General features: G+C 49.7%; 14 protein-coding genes. 9 read left to right on the top strand and 5 right to left on the bottom strand.

Annotation, left to right across the window (positions count from 1 at the left end; all coding sequences use genetic code 11):
• Positions 1-104: 104 nt before the first annotated feature.
• A complete protein-coding gene (gene pepT / locus ADU22_RS04755) occupies positions 105-1,340 on the bottom strand; it encodes a peptidase T (protein WP_053364467.1) in 1,236 nt (411 codons plus the stop codon).
• A gap of 139 nt (positions 1,341-1,479) precedes the next feature.
• Between pepT and purU the strand changes: the two genes are divergently transcribed.
• The 3 genes from purU (at position 1,480) to ADU22_RS04740 (ending at position 6,074) form a co-directional block, all read left to right on the top strand.
• Positions 1,480-2,370, top strand: a complete 891-nt coding sequence (gene purU, locus ADU22_RS04750; protein ID WP_053361156.1) for a formyltetrahydrofolate deformylase — start codon at positions 1,480-1,482, stop codon at positions 2,368-2,370.
• Positions 2,371-2,630: 260 nt separating this feature from the next.
• Positions 2,631-3,776: an MFS transporter gene (locus tag ADU22_RS04745; RefSeq protein WP_502688756.1), complete on the top strand. Its 1,146-nt coding sequence runs from the start codon at positions 2,631-2,633 to the stop codon at positions 3,774-3,776.
• Between the two features lie 189 nt (positions 3,777-3,965).
• Complete coding sequence (locus tag ADU22_RS04740; RefSeq protein WP_053361154.1) at positions 3,966-6,074, top strand: M6 family metallopeptidase; 2,109 nt, start codon at positions 3,966-3,968, stop codon at positions 6,072-6,074.
• A gap of 43 nt (positions 6,075-6,117) precedes the next feature.
• On the opposite strand, the gene ADU22_RS04735 is transcribed toward ADU22_RS04740, so the two are convergent.
• Positions 6,118-6,489: a cytochrome-c oxidase gene (locus ADU22_RS04735; protein ID WP_053361153.1), complete on the bottom strand. Its 372-nt coding sequence runs from the start codon at positions 6,487-6,489 to the stop codon at positions 6,118-6,120.
• A gap of 228 nt (positions 6,490-6,717) precedes the next feature.
• Between ADU22_RS04735 and mdxK the strand changes: the two genes are divergently transcribed.
• The 3 genes from mdxK (at position 6,718) to ADU22_RS04720 (ending at position 10,763) form a co-directional block, all read left to right on the top strand.
• The gene (mdxK, locus tag ADU22_RS04730; RefSeq protein WP_053361152.1) at positions 6,718-9,009 is read left to right on the top strand and encodes a maltose phosphorylase MdxK; all 2,292 of its coding nucleotides are present in this window, start codon (positions 6,718-6,720) and stop codon (positions 9,007-9,009) included.
• Positions 9,010-9,080: 71 nt separating this feature from the next.
• Positions 9,081-9,749, top strand: a complete 669-nt coding sequence (pgmB, locus tag ADU22_RS04725; protein ID WP_053361151.1) for a beta-phosphoglucomutase — start codon at positions 9,081-9,083, stop codon at positions 9,747-9,749.
• Between the two features lie 108 nt (positions 9,750-9,857).
• Positions 9,858-10,763 (top strand): NAD(P)/FAD-dependent oxidoreductase, encoded by a 906-nt coding sequence (locus ADU22_RS04720; RefSeq protein WP_053361150.1) that lies wholly within the window; start codon positions 9,858-9,860, stop codon positions 10,761-10,763.
• Positions 10,764-11,100: 337 nt separating this feature from the next.
• Here the strand turns inward: ADU22_RS04720 and ADU22_RS04715 are convergent, their stop codons facing one another.
• Positions 11,101-12,633, bottom strand: coding sequence for an FAD-dependent oxidoreductase (locus ADU22_RS04715; protein WP_197280020.1), 1,533 nt, complete (start codon positions 12,631-12,633; stop codon positions 11,101-11,103).
• Positions 12,634-12,795: 162 nt separating this feature from the next.
• Here ADU22_RS04715 and ybaK point away from each other — a divergent pair, with 162 nt between their 5' ends.
• From ybaK to ADU22_RS04700, 3 genes are all read left to right on the top strand, one after another.
• Positions 12,796-13,272 carry a Cys-tRNA(Pro) deacylase gene (gene ybaK / locus ADU22_RS04710; RefSeq protein WP_053361148.1) on the top strand — a complete coding sequence of 159 codons (477 nt, stop codon included), beginning with the start codon at positions 12,796-12,798 and terminating at the stop codon, positions 13,270-13,272.
• Between the two features lie 28 nt (positions 13,273-13,300).
• A complete protein-coding gene (locus ADU22_RS04705) occupies positions 13,301-13,825 on the top strand; it encodes a dihydrofolate reductase family protein (protein ID WP_053361147.1) in 525 nt (174 codons plus the stop codon).
• A gap of 127 nt (positions 13,826-13,952) precedes the next feature.
• Positions 13,953-15,041: a PRK06851 family protein gene (locus ADU22_RS04700; RefSeq protein WP_053361146.1), complete on the top strand. Its 1,089-nt coding sequence runs from the start codon at positions 13,953-13,955 to the stop codon at positions 15,039-15,041.
• 79 nt (positions 15,042-15,120) lie between these two features.
• Here the strand turns inward: ADU22_RS04700 and ADU22_RS04695 are convergent, their stop codons facing one another.
• Both ADU22_RS04695 and ADU22_RS04690 read right to left on the bottom strand, forming a co-directional pair.
• Positions 15,121-16,482: a YjiH family protein gene (locus ADU22_RS04695; RefSeq protein WP_053361145.1), complete on the bottom strand. Its 1,362-nt coding sequence runs from the start codon at positions 16,480-16,482 to the stop codon at positions 15,121-15,123.
• 186 nt (positions 16,483-16,668) lie between these two features.
• Entirely contained in the window at positions 16,669-18,411 is a 1,743-nt protein-coding gene (locus ADU22_RS04690; protein WP_053361144.1) for an ABC transporter ATP-binding protein, read from the bottom strand.
• Between the last annotated feature and the right edge of the window lie 76 nt (positions 18,412-18,487).

Below are 18,487 nucleotides of genomic sequence, written 5' to 3'. Positions count from 1 at the left end.
GAAATCAGGATTAACTCGACCCAAATCAGGATTATCGCAGAAGTAATCAGGAATAAGATGCTTTTAAAAAAGGACCGGTGCACTTTGCGCCGGTCCTTAACCTATTAAGATGCTTTTTCCTCAAACAGCTTCGCCACTTCAATGATGACATGTACTGCTTTGACCATGTTATCGACGGAAATGTATTCGAAGCGTCCGTGGTAGTTTTCGCCGCCGGTAAAAATATTTGGGGTTGGCAGTCCCATGTAGCTGAGCTGGGAGCCGTCCGTGCCGCCGCGTATCGGCTTGATGATTGGCTTTATGCCAAGGTTCTCCATCGCCTGATGGGCGAGCTCGACAATTTCCATCACTGGCTCGATTTTATCCCTCATATTGTAGTACTGGTCGTTCATTTCAAGAACAATCCGGTCCTTGCCGTATTTCTTCTGCAGGTCGTCAACCAGGCTTGTGACCTTCGCCTTCCGATCCTCGAAGCTTTCACGCTCAAAATCGCGGATGATATAGTGAAGCTTGGTTTCTTCCACATCGCCATTAAAAGAGATCAAGTGATAAAACCCTTCATACCCCTCTGTATGCTCCGGCGCCTCCGAGGAAGGAAGCTGCTGGTGGAATTCCATCGCCATTTTGGCGGAATGGATCATTTTTCCTTTTGCCGTACCCGGGTGGACATTTTTCCCCTTGAACGTCAGCTTTGCGGCAGCCGCATTGAAGCTTTCATATTCAAGCTCGCCAAGCGGACCGCCATCCATGGTATAAGCATAGACGGCATCAAAAGCTTTTACATCAAAGCGGTGCGGGCCCCTGCCAATTTCCTCGTCAGGCGTGAACGCAACCCTGATGCGGCCATGCTTGATTTCCGGATGCTGGATTAGATAGGACATCGCGGTCATGATCTCGGCGATGCCGGCCTTGTTGTCGGCTCCGAGGAGCGTTGTGCCATCGGTTGTCACCAGGGTATGGCCTTTGTATTGCGGCAGTTCCGGGAAATCCCGCGGCGAGAGGACGATCTGCTGCTCTTCATTCAGGACCATATCGTTTCCATCATATCGCTCAACGATACGCGGTTTGACATTCTTTCCGGTAAAATCGGTTGCCGTATCGAGGTGGGCCAAAAAGCCGATGGTTGGTACATCCTTTTCTGTATTGGACGGGAGTGTTGCCATCACATAGCCATTTTCATCCATTGTCACTTCGGTCATGCCGATGCTTTTAAGCTCGTCGACCAGCTGTCTGGCGAGTCTCAGCTGTCCTGGGGTCGAAGGGCAGCTTTCACTGCTCTCGTTGGATTGTGTATCGACTTTTACATAGGAAGTGAATCGTTCGATCATTTCTGCTTTCATTTTGTTCATCTCCTGAGAGTTTTCTGGATAGGAATAGTTTACCATAGGAACGCTTTTCCTAGTACGATTGAAAATTTTTCTCCAACAGAGGCGGACGCTATCGTATAATGGAAAACAAAACTTGAAAAAGAGGGAAAACATGACACAGGAATCTATCACCAAGTTTACAGCTGAAAATAAAAACCGGGGCCGGCTGCTGGTCAATTGCCCCGACCAGCCGGGAATCATTGCGGCAGTATCCAAATTCTTATTCGACCATGGCGCCAATATTATGGAATCAAGCCAATATACAACTAATCCGGAGGGTGGGAACTTTTTTATCCGGATCGAGTTCGAATGTCCAGAGCTGGAAAGCAAAAAAGAAGAGCTTAAAGCACATTTTGGAGAGATTGCGGAGACCTTCCGAATGGAATGGAAACTCGCACCTGTTTCGGAAGTGAAACGGACAGCAATCTTTGTTTCGAAAGAGCTGCATTGCCTGCATGAGCTATTATGGGAGTGGCAAAGCGGCGATTTGATGACTGACATTGCCGTTGTGATTTCCAACCATGAGGATGCGAGGCCAATCGTCGAGGCTTTGGATATTCCTTTTCATTATATTCCGGCAAGCAAGGAAAACCGGGCAGAAGCGGAAGCGGAGCAGCTCCGGCTGATGGAGGAATACCGCATTGATGTGATTGTGCTGGCCCGCTATATGCAGATCCTGACCTCCGATTTTGTTGCCGCCCATCCTTACCAAATTATTAATATCCATCATTCGTTCCTGCCGGCTTTTATCGGTGCCCGCCCTTATGACCGTGCCTACCAGCGCGGCGTGAAGCTGATTGGCGCAACTTCCCATTATGTGACCGATGATCTTGATGAAGGGCCAATCATCGAGCAGGATATCATGCGTGTCGATCACCGGGACCAGGTTGAGGATTTGAAGAAAATTGGACGCTCAATCGAACGCAGTGTGCTTGCCCGTGCCCTGAAGTGGCATTTGGAAGACCGGGTGCTTGTCCATGGGAACAAGACGATCGTTTTCTAATTTTTTTAAAACCGCCCCTTACGGCGGTTTTTTATTTCCCGAAAAATAACATCGGCAGGGAATTATTTTGCTTGATAGGGGAAAGTTTCTTGTAATGAGTTTTTTACACAGAAAGAGATGACAACTGTCAAGACAGTAGCTTAAAATGGAGCTTGTGATTATAAAAAAACTATCCGAAAAAAACTCTAGGGGGTTAGCAGGTGAAAAAGCAGAAGGAAGTTTCGGAACGCAGACTGCTTGGAATATCAGGCTTAGGCTGGATGTTTGATGCGATGGACGTCGGTCTATTAGCCTTTATTATTGCCGCCTTGCAGGTGGACTGGAATCTCACGGGCAAGGAAATGGGCTGGATTGGCAGCATCAATTCGATCGGCATGGCCGTAGGAGCGCTGGTTTTCGGGCTGATGGCCGACAGGATCGGCCGCAAGAATGTCTTTATCATCACGCTTTTACTATTTTCAATTGGAAGCGGGGTATCCGCTTTTGCGACGTCGCTGACAATGTTTCTGATCCTTCGTTTCCTTATTGGGGCAGGCCTTGGCGGTGAACTGCCGGTTGCTTCAACGCTCGTTTCGGAAAGTGTTCCGGCGGAAAAACGGGGCAGGGTCGTTGTCCTGCTAGAGAGCTTCTGGGCGGCCGGATGGCTTGTGGCGGCGCTGATCGCCTACTTCGTCATCCCTGATTACGGCTGGAGGGCCGCGCTGCTGATCAGCGCTGTGCCGGCGTTATATGCGCTGTATCTGCGTATGAACCTGCCGGACTCTCCACGCTATATGAGAGTGAAAGACCAGGACAGGCCAACCGTTTGGCAAAGCATCGCCTCTCTGTGGACGAAGGAGCATGCAAAAAAGACCACCATGCTCTGGATCCTCTGGTTCTCTGTCGTCTTTTCCTACTATGGCATGTTCCTTTGGCTTCCAAGCGTGATGGTCATGAAGGGCTTCAGCCTGATTCAAAGCTTTCAGTATGTGCTGATCATGACACTTGCACAGCTGCCAGGCTATTTTACGGCAGCCTGGCTGATCGAACGGGCAGGAAGAAAGTTTGTCCTGGTGGTTTACTTGATTGGGACCGCCTTGAGCGCCTACTTCTTCGGCAATGCCGATACACTAGCCTTGCTGATTACGGCAGGAATCTTCCTATCGTTCTTTAACCTGGGTGCCTGGGGTGCGCTTTATGCCTATTCGCCGGAGCAGTATCCAACCAAGATCCGCGGCACAGGGGCCGGGATGGCCGCGTCCTTTGGACGGGTTGGCGGCATCCTCGGGCCGCTGCTCGTCCCGTATCTGCTGGCTGCCAATGTATCGATCTCGGTCATTTTTGCCATCTTCTGTGGTGCCATTTTAATTGGTGCAGCAGCCGTCTTCTTCCTTGGCGAAGAAACGAAGCAAACTGAACTGGCATGAGAGTAAGAAGGCTGAACCACTACAATGGTTCAGCTTTTTCTATTTGCTAAGCCTAATGATTGAGTAAATATACCCATTTATTTGAAAAATTGCCAAATGACAAATAGTAATATATTCACTGTTTTCGGAAAATTATGTATGTTAAGATTGCTCCACTGAATTATTTCGAAATTCGAAAGGAGAACAGGCATGAAGAAATTATTATCCATTTTATCTACCGGTGCCCTGGCGCTTTCCTTGCTGGCTCCAGCCGCTTTGCCCGGACAAAATGCCCAGGCGGCAGTAAAAGAAAAGTGGGATGTGGAACGCTACGGCGACCGCGTTGATATCGATGGTTATTTGAATCAGCTGTCGGAAAGCGAGTCTTTCCTGAAGAAGGCTGAGCAGTCACTTCAGGAACAGGCTAAGGGGATTAATTTTGATGAGACCCAGTCTACAGATTCAGAAGCTTCTGAAAGCACGTTTACATATGACGGGGGCACGAAGTACTTTCTGAATAGGGAATTGGATTTTAAAACGTTCACCCTTCGCAGTGAAGGAGAGAATGTCGAAATCTGGGTCGCTGACGACCTAAGCTTCCCGGATGAAAGACCTGCCCATGTGGTTACTCAGGAGCAGGTGGACAAGCTTCGAGACGAGTTCGACAGCAACATCTACCCAGTAGCGACTGATTTCTTTGGAACTCCGGATTCCCTGGATGGTTCCCATTCACCGCTTCCGGGAATGGTAGGGCTTCCGGATGGCTACTACGAAGGCAGTGACAAAGTTATCATGCTCGTAGACAATATCAAAGATGAGGGCTACTATGATTCTACTTACCCATTCTTTGTTGCCGGTTTCTTCTGGCAGACGTTAGAAAACTATATTGACAGAAACATCATCACCATCGATACAAACAGCTGGGAAACTAGGCTGGAAAGCACTTTCTTCGGAACCACGATTCATGAGCTTCAGCACTTGATTCATGCAGACAATGATGGAGACGAAGAGACATGGATCAATGAAGGGATGTCCACATTCTCCGAATACCTTGGAGGATATGGCTTTGATGATCGTTCCATCAATTTTTATCTTGACCATCCGGAAAACTCGCTGACGAACTGGGATGACCACCGCGATGCGGCTACCGGCCCTGAGACCATTGCCGATTACGGGCAGGTACAGCTGTTTACCGCCTATATGAACGATAAGTTTGGCCGCGAGTTCATCCGCGACCTGGCTTTGAACGAAAAGAACTCAATTGACAGTGTGAATGAAACACTGGCTCAGCATGGAGCAGGGATTGATTTTACTAAGCTATACCAAAATTTCATCACAGCGTTGGCGATTGACAGTGACAGAACCGGAAATGGAGTTTACAAGTTTGACAGCCTCAGCCTGCGTGACCTTGTTGTCGATAACAACGGCACAAAGCGCGGCAAAACAGTAGACTACGAGAAAGCATTGAAGATTGAAAAAGAAGGCGTTCCAGCATGGGGCGGCGACTTTAAAGAGCTTGATTTTAAAGGCAAGATCAGCGGCATCTCCTTTGACGGAGTAGATTTCCTGTCCCTGCCGTGGAAGTCGGTTGTCGATCCCAAGAATGCTGACAACCAGGTTCTATGGGGAAGCGATGGCGACGAAGCCGACCATGCCCTTATTTTTGAAGCAGATTTAAGCAGCGTGGACAACGCGACTCTTAAGTTCGATAACTTCATAGATATCGAAGAGGAGTGGGACTTTGGGGTTGTCCAGGTCTCAACAGATGGCGGACAGTCGTGGAAGAGCTTGGCCAATGAAAATACGCGTTCTGATGTCGTTTCACAAGGATACCCTAAGATTAAGGAAAATCTTCCTGGATTCACTGGCCATTATGATGACTGGCAGCAGGAAACCTTCGACTTGAGCGAATATGCCGGCCAAAAAGTCCTCGTATCTTTCCGTTACCTGACGGACTGGGGCTATAATGACACAGGCTGGTTCGTTGATAACATCGAGATTCCGGAAATCGGCTTCAGCCATGACGGCAGCTCAACAGAGGAGTTCATGTCTCTGAACAAGGTTCTTGGCGAGTATGTCGAATATACGGTGACATTCATCAATGAACGGGAAGTTGGCGCCAAAAAAGGGGCTAAGACGAACTATAAAGTGGTTACAGTGGATCCATTCAATGTAACCGAAGAAAACGCGCTTCAGTTAAGGCAGCTGTTCCAGGATGGCAAAAACTATATGATCACATCCTATGCGGCACCAGCCGACCAGAAGTCAGCTGTTGACTTCAGCTATGAAGTGCAGTTAAAGGAAAATAAAAAGAAATAAGGAAAAGCTGCGCTCCTCACGGGGCGCAGCTTTTTGCTGCTGTTTAAGAGCTCTTGGCATGCTTGAATACGTTGAGGGCGAACAGGATCCCGCCCAGGACTACAACAAGGGAGCCGATAATGGCAAGAACGACAAGCGATTCATTTCCGGTGAGGGTCATGGCAGATATGCCGCCCTGCATCAGCGGCAGCCCCAGATTATGGAGCCAGAAGTGCGTTTTCGCGAGCCCGCCCTTTCCCGCTTGAGGATATAAGTGATAAAAAATACCGAATAACGCCATTGAAACCCAGCCGAGCAGATTCAGGTGGGCATGGACGGAGGTGAGTGAGAAATCATGGGTGATTCCCATACCAATCCCAAGGATGATGGCAATGACAAAATAGACAACGGCAATCTTGAAAAATCTTGCTCCCATTGCTTTTCCCCCTTAAACTTTCTGCCTTTCCTTAAAAATGTATGGAAAATAAGCCGGTCTCATGACTTTTATCCTGAGTGGAATAGTTCGAAAGTTATAGATTTATGTGAGACAGGTTACTAACATAAAACAGACATAAAAACATGGGCAGGAATATATCGTAAAGAGAGGGAAGCGTGATATAATGTGTGCAAACGTTTGTACAAAATCTAAAAGGGTGATAAAGCTATGAAAAGATTATTTGGTATCGATAGCTGGAAAATCGTCGAGACGGAACTCCATAAGGAGGATTTTCGGCTTGCCGAAAGCATCATGAGCCTTGGAAACGGCCATATGGGAATGCGCGGCAACTTCGAAGAGAATTATTCAGGTGATTTTCACCGCGGCTCCTATATAGCTGGTGTTTGGTTCCCTGACAAAACACGGGTAGGCTGGTGGAAGAATGGTTACCCGGACTATTTTGGCAAAGTCATTAATTCTACTAATTATTTGGGAATCCGCCTGTTTATCGAGGACGAAGAAGTTGATCTTTACACAGCCAATGTAAAGGAATATTACCGCGAACTTGATATGCAGCATGGCGTGCTGACGCGAACCTTCACGGTCGAATCTGGCGGCAGGGAGACCTCAGTGAAGGCTGTCCGCTTCCTGTCTGTAGCCGAGAAGGAGCTTGCGGTCATTTCCTATAGTGTCACACCAATCAATTATAGCGGCAAAATCACCTTCGTTCCGTATCTGGATGGAGATGTGCGCAACGAGGATGCTAATTACGAAGAAGATTTCTGGGATGAAATCGGCCGGCAGGCATCCGAATACAAGGCAAGCCTAGTGATGAAAACGAAGGATAATCCATTTGGGACTCCGACGTTTAAAGCAGCGACAGTTATGCAAGCGGTTGCCGAAGGGGAAGTCCTTGGCGTCAGTGTGTTTCAAAAGCCGGAATACGCCGAAAACAGGATTTATCTGAAAGGAGAACAGGGGCAGGCTGTCACTCTTTACAAGTATGTGGCCGTGACAACGGACCGCGACCATGAAGCCAGCCACCTTGTTGTCAAAGGGGAAGAAGTGCTTCAGCGGACCCTTCAGAAAGGCTATGGCCAGCTACTTGAGGAACACAGGCAAGGCTGGCTGAAACGCTGGGAAATTGCCGATGTGGAAATCAAGGGCGACGATGAAGCGCAGCAGGGCATCCGGTTTAACCTGTTCCAGCTGTTTTCCACCTATTATGGGGAAGATTCCCGCTTAAACATCGGCCCTAAAGGGTTTACCGGCGAAAAATACGGCGGAGCGACGTATTGGGACACCGAAGCTTACGCCCTGCCGCTTTATTTGTCAACGGCGGAGCCTGAAGTGGCCCGCAATCTCGCCATCTACCGCCATAACCAGCTTGATGGGGCCTTCATCAATGCCGGGAAGCAGGGCCTTAAGGGCGCACTGTATCCGATGGTGACTTTTACAGGCATCGAGTGCCATAACGAGTGGGAAATCACGTTTGAGGAGATCCACCGAAACGGGGCGATTGCCTATGCGATTTACAATTATGTGAATTATACGGGTGACAAGGACTATCTCCATGAGTACGGAATTGATGTGCTTGCCGGCATCGCGCGTTTCTGGGCGGACCGGGTGCACTATAACAAGCGCAAGAATGTCTACATGATCCATGGTGTAACAGGCCCGAATGAGTACGAAAACAATGTGAACAACAACTGGTACACCAACACAATTGCTGTCTGGACCCTGAAGTATACGCTCGAAGCCATTGAGTATTTGAAGGAGAGCGGCAGGGCGGGCAGAGTTGCCGAGCTTGGAATCACGGGCGGGGAGCTTGAAAAGTGGCAGGATATCATTGAAAACATGTACTTCCCTTACGATGATGAACTTGGCGTTTTCGTGCAGCATGACACCTTCCTTGATAAAGACCTGATGACGGTGGATGAGCTGGCGCCGGAGGAACGTCCAATCAACCAGAACTGGTCATGGGACAAGATCCTCCGCAGCTGCTTTATCAAGCAGGCGGATGTGCTGCAGGGACTGTACTTCCTGAACCATGAATTCACGGAGGAGGAAAAGAGGCGCAACTTTGAATTTTACGAGCCGATGACGGTGCATGAATCTTCCTTGTCGCCGAGTGTCCACGCTGTGCTGGCAGCCGAACTCGGCATGGAGGAAAAAGCGTATGAAATGTACAACCGCACGGCCCGCCTCGACCTCGACAATTACAACAATGACACCGAGGACGGACTGCATATCACAAGCATGACGGGAGCCTGGCTGGCGATTGTCCAGGGCTTTGCCGGCATGAGGACCGCCAATGAAAGCTTAAGCTTTGCCCCGTTCATTCCGAAGGCATGGAAGGAATACAGCTTTAAAATCCTGTATCGCGGCCATTATCTAAAAGTGCAGGTAAGCCAGGACAATGTCATCCTCACGCAGCAAGGCCCAGAGCTGGAACTGAGACTGTACAATGATACATGGAAGCTGCCGGCTGATGGGCAGCTGAGTGTGGAGCTGCGTTAATAGATTACTAGTAAAAATGGGAAGGGAGCCTGTCTCCCTTCTTCACAATGGCAAACGGGAGTTGGTTTAGTATGGCAAGAACGCTTGAAGCCGTCATCTTTGATCTGGACGGCGTCATCACAGACAGTGCCGAGTATCATTTCCTGGCCTGGCAGGAGCTCGCGAGTTCGATTGGAATTTCTTTCACACGCGAGGATAATGAAGAGCTGAAGGGTGTTTCGCGGATGGAGTCACTGGATATCATCCTCCGGCTCGGCGGAAAGCAGGACGTTTTTACGTTAAAGGAAAAAGAGGAGCTCGCGGCCAGCAAGAATGATCACTATGTGGAGCTGGTTCAAAGAATTACGCCTGGTGACCTGCTGCCGGGAATACGCCAGCTGATCGATGACATCCGGGCAAAAGGCCTGAAACTGGGACTTGCATCAGCCAGTAAAAATGCGTTTACGGTAATGGAACGGCTCGGGCTGATGGAAGAGTTCGACGTGATTGTTGATGCCAGCACGGTGGTGAATGGCAAGCCTCATCCAGAGGTTTTCCTGCGTGCGGCCGAAATGCTTAGGGTCCAGCCCCAGTTCTGCATTGGCGTGGAGGACGCTGCGGCCGGCGTCGAGGCCATCAAACGTGCAGGCATGTTCGCGGTTGCCGTCGGCCCGGAGGAAAACTTCGCGAAGGCCGACCTTGTCTACAGCAGCACAGCGGAACTGTCGCTGGATAAAATAGTGGAAGCCTATCGTTCCTGATAGCAGCGCCCCTTGAGTTTGGGGCGTTTTTTTATGCTGTTAAAAAGATTACGGCTTACTGTTAAGGGAATTATGAATAAGAGTGAACTTTAAAGGATGGTGAACCTGTTGATCTACGATACAATCATTATCGGCGGCGGGATTGCCGGATTGCAGAGCGCAATCCAGCTCGGGCGCTATAAACATAATGTCCTGGTCATTGATGCGGGTGAAGGCCGCTCGTCCATCTGCCATTGTTACCATAATGTTCTCGGCTATCCTGATGGAGTGAGCGGCCCGGAACTCAGAAGCCTGGGACGGAAGCATGCCGAGAAGCTTGGTGCCCAGTTTGCCAAAGACCAGGCGGTGACAGCGGAGAAAACGGATGAAGGGTTTATGATTGGCACGGAAAGCGGCAGGCTGTACCAGGGAAAAACATTGATGATTTCAACCGGAATCATGGACCGTCTCCCTCCCTTTCCGGAACTGATGCCATGCCTTGGGATGTCTGTCTATGTGTGTCCGGACTGTGATGGCTATGAAGTCTCCGGCCGGGAGACCGTGGTCATGGGCTCAGGCAACCCGGGGGCCAATATGGCGTTGACACTGAATTATTGGACAAGCAAGCTTACGTATGTGAACCATGAGGGAACGGCGGTTGACGATGAAATCCTCGCAAAAATGGAGGAAAAGGGCATCACCTATGTGAAAGAACCCATTGCCAGGGTGATGGCGGATGAGGCTGATTTCGCGGGGGTTGAGCTGGAAAACGGGGAAATGGTCAAAGGGGAGCGCGGCTTTGTTGCCTTCGGCGGCAATGAAGTGAAATCCCAGCTTGCCAGGCAGCTTGGTGTTGAACTGCACACCAATAAGCATATCCTTGTGAATCCGCGGACCAAAATGACCAATGTCCAGAATGTCTGGGCAGGCGGCGATGTGGTCGCCCACTCTGAACAGGTGACCATTGCGATGGGCGATGGCATGCAGGCGGCCATCTGGATTCATAAGGTATTGATGGGAGCGAAACTGGAATAAGGTGATTGAACCGGTCTTGTTTATGGACCGGTTTTTTTAATGGGGATGAATATTCGGGGGTGAGATTCATGCTCTGGATTTCTGATTTATGTTCCGGATTCAATGATTCAGGATTCCGGATTCTAATTTTTTTTTCGGATTCCGTGATTCAAGTTCCGGATTTCTGATTTATTTTCCATTTTCCATGATTTATGTTCCGTTTTTAACGTTTTATATTCCATTCCAGGGGATTTACTTTCCAAAAACAGCAATTTACTTTCCATATTCACTGCTTTATTAGCCAAACACCAATTTTATCCAAAAAAGAAGCCCGGTTCAAAGGGGCTTCTTAAGGTGTTCAGCTATTCTCCGAAAGGTTTTTCAGCGGCAGTTCGGCCGGTCCTTCCATGACTTCGCCTTTATAGGAGAAGCGGGAGCCGTGGCACGGGCAGTCCCAGGAGCGTTCGCCATTGTTCCATTCCAGTTCGCAGCCCATATGGGTGCAGGTGGTATCGACCAGGTGGAGAACCCCATTTTCATCGCGGTACGCCCCGGCGCGTTCACCGTTGATCATGACGGCCGCACCTTCATCGTTTTTCAGGCTTTGCGGATCGGTGGAGGGCCTGTCCAGCTTGCTTTTGATCAAGTCCTTGGCGACGACGGCATTCATGGAAATGAATTTCTTGACGTCCGGGTCGGCATGGAAACGGTTTGGATCAAATAGTTCTGTAAAAGGATTATCCCTGCCCATGATCCGGTCGGTCAACAGCAGGGCGGCATTTGTGCTGTTGGTCATGCCCCATTTTCGATAGCCGGTGGCTACATAGATATTGTCCACAGTTGGAGAGTAGCGGCCGACAAACGGGAGCTTGTCCAATGAAATCGGGTCCTGTGCCGACCATCTGTACGGGATTTGAGAAATGCCGTATGTCTCGCGTGCAAAAGCTTCAAGCGCTTCATAATACTGGTGGGTGTTCTTTTCTTTCCCTGTATGGTGTTCATGGCCGCCGAACAGAATCAGGTGCTCGCCGTTGAAGGCGGCAGAGCGCAGGGAGCGAGTCGGCTTCTCGGCATTGATGTACATACCGCCTGGAAACTTCTTCTCGGGTTTGACAGCCAGGACATAGGAGCGTGAAGGCTCAAGCCGGGAAAAATAAAATCCCTTCGTGTCATAGAACGGGAAGTGGGAGGCGATGATCATCTGCTGGCAGTAGACTTTATGGCCATCCCTTGTGGTTACAACCGGCTCATTGCCTTCTTCTATATCAACGGCGGTTGTATGTTCAAAAATTTGGCCGCCGAGCTTCGTGAATTCCTCTGAAAGATGCTTTAAATATTTTAACGGATGGAATTGGGCCTGGCTGCGCATGGCAATCGCTGCTTTATGCTCAACGAGAATTTCAATTTCCGACAGGTATTCTGTATTCTTGATGCCAAGCTTTTGATACGCTTCATATTCATCAATCAGGCTCTGCATTTTCTGGGAGGAATTGGTGTAAATATAGGCATCTTCTTCGGAGAAATCACAGTCAATCTGGTGCTCCCTCACGATGTTTTTTATGAATTGGAGTGCCTGGTCATTCGCCTGGTAGTAAAGCCGGGCTTTTTCTTCGCCAAAATGGCTGATCAGTTCATCATAAATCAAGCCGTGCTGGGTGGTGACTTTGGCAGTGGTATGTCCGCTTGTGCCGTTGAAAACTTTTCCGGCTTCAATCAGTGCAACTTTCCGGCCTTCCTTTGCAAGCAAATAAGCGGCCGTCATGCCCGTCATGCCAGCCCCGACTACGGCGACTTCCACATTGGTATCACCCTGGAGTTTTGGGAAGGTTGGCAGGTCGAGGTTGTGGAGCCAATACGATTCCGGGAACTGGGGCATTGATTGGTTGTTCATGTGCATGTCCTCCTCATTCGTCATACTTTTACTTTTTCCATTCTTTTTCAATTCATGCTGTCTTTTCCACATTTTACCCGGGGGAAATTATTTTACTCGCATTTGCCCATGAGGCCGGCGAATCAGTAAAATGGAGGTAACAACAAGGATGGAGGAATAACGATGGCAGGCAGTAAGACAAATGCAATGCGGCTTTTGGACAGCAAAAAGATTTCCTATAGTGTGCATTCATATGACAACAAGGATGGGAAAATTGACGGTGTTTCCGTGGCTGCCAAGATTGGCAAGGACCCTGGACAGGTGTACAAGACACTTGTTGCACAAGGGAAAAGCAAGGAGCTGTATGTATTCATCATTGGAGTAGAAGCCGAACTGGACCTGAAAAAAGCGGCCGAGGCGGCAGGGGAGAAGAAGGTCGATATGCTGCCGGTCAAGGATATCCAGAAATATACCGGCTATATCAGGGGCGGCTGCTCCCCGCTCGGGATGAAGAAGCTTTATCCAACCTTTGTCGACCAGCAGGCCGAGGCACTTGAAACCATCGTTGTAAGCGCCGGGAAGATTGGGATGCAGGTAGAACTGGCTCCCGCCGACCTGGAGAAGGCGGTCGAAGCGAGGTTTGCAGATTTAGTAAAGTAGTTCTGTTACTTTGATTGGAGGAGATTATATGGAACGAAGATTAGTCCTGTTCATTGCCGCCAGCTTGGACGGTTTCATCGCGGCGGAAGATGAATCTCTTGAATGGCTCTTCAAAGTGGAAGGCGAAGGAGACAATGGCATATCGGAGTTTTACGATACAGTGGATACCGTTTTAATGGGAAAAAGAACATATGACTGGATCATGAAGCACGAAAGAGGGGAATTCCCTTATAAAAATAAGGATTGTTACGTATTTACAAGGTCAAAGCTGCAGGATGTGGAACATGTAAGGTTCGTAAATGAAGATATAAAGGCTTTTACAAATAGGCTGAAGCATCAGGAAGGGGAAAGCATTTGGCTTGTTGGCGGAGGAGAATTGCTGCACTGGTTTTTAAAAGAAGGGTTAGTGGATGAATTCATCGTGACGATCGCACCTGTCCTGCTTGGAAAAGGGATACCCTTATTCAAAGGGGGAGACTATCAATTGGACCTAGCTTTGACTGGGACGAGAACTTTTAATCAATTTGTGGAGCTGCACTACACGGTTAAGTAAAACTCACCAAAAGCGGTGAGTTTTTTGCTGCATTACTTCAGCTGGGCTTTCACCCAGAGCTTTCCCTCGGCATAAAGTAAATGGGAAACAATTTCGCCGTCGGTGGCGGCTGAAGGGAGTGTTTCAGATGGGAAAGGTATTGAATTATTATGCCGGCGGAAATACAGCCCGCGGATTTTATAGTTTATATGAATCGAATCTGGAGGGTTTGTCCCGCCTGTTCATTTTAAAAGGAGGGCCGGGGACGGGCAAGTCCTCGCTGATGAAAAGGCTCGGAAAAGAGTGGAATGAAAGAGGCTACGACATTGAGTACCTTCATTGCTCCTCCGACAATGAGTCCATTGACGGTATGATCATCCGCTCGCTTGGCTTCGGGATTGTGGACGGGACGGCGCCCCATGTGATTGAGCCAAAAGCTCCGGGAGCGGTGGAGGAGTATGTGAATCTCGGCGAGGCCTGGGACTCGGCCGCGCTCAAGGAGCAGAAGGCAGAAATTCAAAAACTGACAACCGGGATTTCTGCGGCGTTCTCGGCTGCCTACAGTTCTTTTTACGATGCCTTGATTGTCCATGATGAATGGGAAAAGATTTATATTGAGAACATGGACTTCGGGAAGGCGGATGAACTGACAACGGAACTGATTGAAAAGTTCTTTGCCGGGCAGCGGCTGGAAAGGACGGCTGATGTCAGGCACCGTTACCTCGGTGCGGCGACACCAAAAGGAGCGGTCGATTTTGTGCCGAATCTGACAGAAGGGCTGAACCGTTATCTGATCAAAGGGCGCCCAGGTTCAGGAAAGTCGACGCTGCTGAAAAAAATCGCGGCCGAGGCGGAGGAGAGGGGCTTTGACACCGAGGTCTATCATTGCGGTTTCGATCCGCACAGCCTTGATATGATTATTGTCAGGGAGCTTGGTTTCGCGATTTTTGACAGCACCGCTCCGCATGAGTATTTTCCGGAACGGGAGAATGACGAGGTTGTCGAGCTGTATGGAACAGTGATCAACGGCGATACCGACGAAAAGTTCGCGGCAGAAATCGCCGACTGTGCAGGCAGGTACCGGGAAAATATGAACAAGGCGATTGCCTCGCTTGCCAGAGCCAAGAGCCTGCATGACGAGCTTGAGGAGATCTACAAGCCGGCGATGGATTTCGGGAAGGTTGAGGAATTGGCCGGAAGGATTCATGCGGAAATCGAAAAGCTTGCGCAAAAGTGACAGTGGAGAGCACTCGGGAGCGGGTGCTCTATTTTTGCTCCCAAAATGAAAAAAGTGCCCCAAGCGGAGCACTTTAATCTTAAAAAATCATATGGGCGACAAGGACGACGATTGGCAGGGTAACCAAAGTACGCTGCAGGAAAATCACGAACAGTTCCCAGAAGGAAATCGGGATTTTCGATCCAAGCAGCAGTCCGCCGACCTCGGACATGTAAATCAGCTGGGTGACGGAAACCGTTGCAATGATGAATCGGGTCATTTCGCTTTCGATGCCTGCACCGATGACGGATGGCAGGAACATGTCGGCAAACCCGACAACAAGCGTTTCTGAAGCGGCTTTTGCTTCCGGAACCTGCATCAGCTCGAGCAGCGGAATGAACGGCATGCCAAGCCATTGGAAGAACGGTGTATATTCCGCAATGATCAGGGCGATGGTCCCGAGTGCCATAACAATCGGCGCTACGCCCATCCACATATCAAGGATGTTCTTCCCGCCGGCAACAAAGAAATCGCGGAAACTGCGGTTCTTGGCTGCCTGGTCAACGGCCATGCTCAATCCCCAGGAAAACGGGGTATAGCCATCGGGAATTTTATCTTCGGAATAATGCTCTGATTTTTCCTCATAATACGTATCGGGCTTGCGTGAAAGCGGCGGGATTCTTGGAACGATGATGGCGGCTGCCAGGCCTGCCAGCGTCATAGTCAGGTAAAAAGGAACAAACATATGCCCAAGTCCAACCTGGGAAATGACGACAAGGCTGAATGTGATCGATACAACCGAGAAGGAAGTTCCAATCACGGCTGCCTCACGTTTCGTATAAAAGCCTTCCTCATACTGTTTGCTTGTCAGGAGGACCCCAATGGTGCCGTCGCCAAGCCAGGAAGCCAGCGTATCGATCGATGAGCGGCCCGGAAGCCTGAAGATCGGGCGCATGACCTTGGTCAGCAGTGTGCCGAACAGCTCAAGCAATCCGAAGTTCAGCAGCAGCGGCAAAAACAATCCTGCAAACAGGAATACGGCGAACAGGACCGGCAGCAGGTCATTCAGCAGCAATCCTCCGGTATTTTCCGACCAGACCATTTCAGGTCCCAGCTGGAACAACACCATAACCGCGAAGATCGCGCCAAGGATCCTGGCAATGAACCAGACAAGCGGAACATCAAACAGGGATTTGAAGAACTTGTTGCGTTCCATCGCTTGGGGGCGGATCGTTTTCGCAAGCAGTGTGCCAATCAGAGTAAGGACGATAATGGCTGCCATGATCTGCGGAAGGTAATCCCCGAGCAAATCCTGGACCCATCCAGAAAGAATCGCAATTGGAATGGTAATCTCCCCATTGTACGAAAGTGGGACCATAAATAAAAAGATTCCCAGCAAGGAAGGGAGTAAAAACGGTAAAACATTATATATTGTCAGCTTTTTGCGTAATGCCTGTTTCAACTAAAATCACCCTCAAAAATACATATTTATAAAGACTTGTTCATTTTAATGCAGAATAATATTTTTGCCAACCCTTTTTACGTATCTGATAATTCCGTGTATTATTTCCCGGGATATTATTAGCTTAAACGAACTGGGAGAATATTATTGTAGAAAAATAAAAAAGTCCGGCTGGTAGCCGAACTTTTACGTCTGGTCGCCCCTGAGCTGCTGCTGGGCAAGCTCCCTGTATAAATCATGGGTGGAAAGCAGTTCCTGATGGGTGCCGATGCCGGTTATCGCGCCTTTTTCGATTACGACAATCTGGTCGGAATCGACCACTGTGGACAGGCGGTGGGCGATGACAAGGGTGGTCCTTCCTTCCATAAGCACAGCGAGAGCCTTCTGAACCAGCACCTCGGAAGCGCTGTCCAGGTTGGACGTTGCCTCGTCGAGCAGCAGGATTTGCGGGTTGCGGATCAGGGCGCGGGCAATTGCGACCCGCTGGCGCTGTCCGCCTGAAAGCTTGATTCCCCGTTCACCGACCTCGGTTTCGTAGCCTTTAGGCAGGGATTCAATGAATTCTGCGGCATTGGCCCGCTTTGCAGCTGTCCTGATTTCTTCCTCTGTGACTTTCCGTTCCATTCCGTAGGCAATGTTCTCCCGGATGGTGCCTGACATGATGGGGCTTTCCTGCGGGACATAGCCAATCTGGCTGCGCCATGACGCCAGGCTGAAATCATGGATCGGGCAGTTCCCGAGCATGATGCGGCCTTGTGTTGGCTGGTGAAACCGTTCAATCAACCCGAAGATCGTCGTCTTGCCGCTTCCGCTTGGGCCAACAAAGGCGGTCGTTTTCCCGGAAGGAACTTCCAGCGAGATGTTTTTTAAAATCGGCGTTTCGTTTTCATAAGCGAAGGACAGATGTTCAAAGGAAAGATTCTGGTCGGCATATTGGACAGGAAGCCCTTTTCCGTTGTTTTCCCTGTCGAGCGCGAGGATTTCCTGGATCCTTTCCGTTGCGCCGGTTGCTTTTTGAAGCGCCGTAAAGAAGGAGGCCATCTGCGCAAACGGTACGACGATTTGGAACATGTAAATGATGATGGCCACCAAGGAGCCCGCCGTCAGCGTGCCGGAGGCGACCCTGACGCCGCCGTACCCGATGAGGATGACGAGGACAAGCATCATGATAAAGGTCATGAACGGTGAGATTACTGCCTGGATCCTTGCTTCCTTAAGGCCGAACTGAAACAGGTGGGAAATGCCTTTATTGCCTTTCGCTTCTTCGGCGTTTTCGGCATGATAGGCTTTTACGAGCCTGATATCGGACAGCACTCGCCCGAGGTTCCCCGAAAAGCCGGCCATTTCGTCCTGGGTGGCCTTTGAAATTTTATACATTTTCCGCCCAAGCGGCATGATGATCAGCAGGGCGAGGGGAACCGAGGTGATCATGATCAGCGTCATCTTCCAGTCGATAACCAGGAGGATGGCGACCGCACCGATGATGGATATGATTCCGGTGATAAAGGTAATCAGGTGCTGGGTGATCAGGTTTTTGACAATATTGGTGTCCTGGGTGATGCGGCTCATCGTTTCGCCGGATTCATGCTGGTCGAAATAAGGAATCTGCAGGTGCAGCACCTGGTTCCACAGCTTCCTCCTGATGGAAGCGACCACGCTTTCCCCCATATACGCCAGGAAGTAGTACGAAAAGGCACCAGCGGCTGTCTGCAGGATAAAGGTGATTCCCAGAAGCACGATGATGGTAGGATTCAAGGCCGCAATCGACAGCTGGTCCACCAGGTTCTTTGTAAACCAGGGAACAATCAGCCTGGCCACCGTCTCCAGCAGGCTGAGGCCAATCCCGAGAAAAACCATCCACTTCGGCACATTGGCCCCCTTTACCAAATGAAAAAGCGATTTCCAATCAAGACGTCTTTCAGAACGCATGCCATTAGCTCCAGTCTATTTAAAGGTTGTCTGTGTTAACGGCGACCGGTGATTGTCAATCCTGTTGATTGGAGTG

The organism is Bacillus sp. FJAT-27251 (genome assembly GCF_001273925.1).
Taxonomy (GTDB): Bacteria; Bacillota; Bacilli; order Bacillales; family Cytobacillaceae; genus Mesobacillus_B.
The sequence above is the reverse complement of the archived record's forward strand: the minus strand, read 5'-3'. Positions and strand labels throughout refer to the sequence as shown.